We start from the raw sequence: 1,558 nt of genomic DNA, 5'->3' as shown, positions 1-1,558 counted from the left end.
GGGGGGCGAAGTCGAGGGTGCGGGAGTTGGCGATGTGGTGGTCGTCGAGGCCCATGGCGCGCAGGGTGTCCCATTTGGCGGGGCTGGCGGTGGCGAAGACTTCGGCGCCCCAGTGGCGGGCGAGCTGGACGGCGGCCATGCCCACACCACCGGCGCCGGCATGGATCAGCACCCGCTCACCCGCCTTCAGCCCCGCCAGATCCCGCAACCCGTAATACGCCGTCAAGAACACGGCCGGGGTGGAAGCGGCCTGCTCGAACGTCCACGACTCCGGAACACCGACCAGCATCCGCTCGTCGGCGACGGTCAACGGAGCGAAGGTGGAGGGAAATCCACCGAGCACCCGGTCACCCGGAGCGAACCGGGTCACGCCCGGACCCGTCTCCACCACGACACCGGCACCTTCGGCACCGATCCCGTCCTCGAAGACCGCGAGGCCCAACGATGCGGCCACATCCATGAAGTTGAGGCCGGAGGCGCGGACCTGGATGCGGACTTCGCCGGGTTCGAGAGCGCGGGTGGCGCGGGGGTTGTCGGTCTTGCCGACGTCGTCCAGCGTGCCGCCGCCCAGGACGTCGACGCGCCACTGGTCGCCGGCACCGAATCCGCCGACGGCAGGGATCTGCCCGCCGTTCGCGGCCCGCACCACGCGCGGCACGAGCATCGCGCCGTTGCGGTGGGCGAGTTGGGGTTCGGTGGTGGTGGCGGCCCGGGAGAGCAGAGGCTGCCAGTTGATGGCGGCGGGCTCCACGGCCGGGTCGCAGTCCAGCAGGACGAAACGGTCCGGGTGCTCGCTCTGCGCGGTGCGGATCAGACCCCACACCGTCGAGGCGGCCAGATCCGTCACATCCGCGCTAGCGGCGCCCTGGCCGGCCGCGACAGCACCACGCGTGACAACGAGCAGGCGGCTGGACTCCAGCGACGGCTCCGCGAGCCACGCCTGCACCACATCCAGCACACGGGCCGCCACCTCGAACGCAGCCTCGGCCACGTCATCCGCGTCATCGCCGTTTGCCGCGCACACGATGCCCAGTTCCGGCGTCATCCCTTCGGCGACCAGGGCCTCGACGTCCTCNCTCCGCGAGCCACGCCTGCACCACATCCAGCACACGGGCCGCCACCTCGAACGCAGCCTCGGCCACGTCATCCGCGTCATCGCCGTTTGCCGCGCACACGATGCCCAGTTCCGGCGTCATCCCTTCGGCGACCAGGGCCTCGACGTCCTCGACCACCGTCACGCCCAACGGGCCGGCGCCGAGGCCCAGGTCGTCAGCACCCAGCACAACCGACGGGGGCAGGGAGGCGTCCCCGGTCTCGGGTCCGGGGATCCAGTCGAGCCCGAACAGACCCTCCAGTCCCCGCGCCACCGGCGCCAATGCACCAGGATCAGCACGACGCATCCGCATCGCCTCCACCAGCATCACCGGCTCACCCGCCGGATCCACCGCGGCAATACGCACCGTGTCCTCACCCGAACTACGCAACACCACCCGCAACGCCCGAGCCCCCGACGCAAACAACCTCACACCACTCCACGAAAACGGCAACCACACCCCAC

1 protein-coding gene is annotated in these 1,558 nt (G+C 70.8%); it reads right to left on the bottom strand.

What is annotated here, in order from left to right:
- The coding region (locus HN013_RS34055; RefSeq protein WP_171172558.1) for a SpnB-like Rossmann fold domain-containing protein at positions 1 to 991 on the bottom strand (991 nt) is incomplete at its 3' end.
- Positions 992 to 1,558: the final 567 nt, after the last annotated feature.

Source organism: Streptomyces sp. I05A-00742, from assembly GCF_013055795.1.
In the GTDB taxonomy this organism is placed as follows: domain Bacteria; phylum Actinomycetota; class Actinomycetes; order Streptomycetales; family Streptomycetaceae; genus Streptomyces.
Note: the sequence above shows the minus strand (reverse complement) of the source record. Positions and strands in the feature narration are given on the sequence as shown.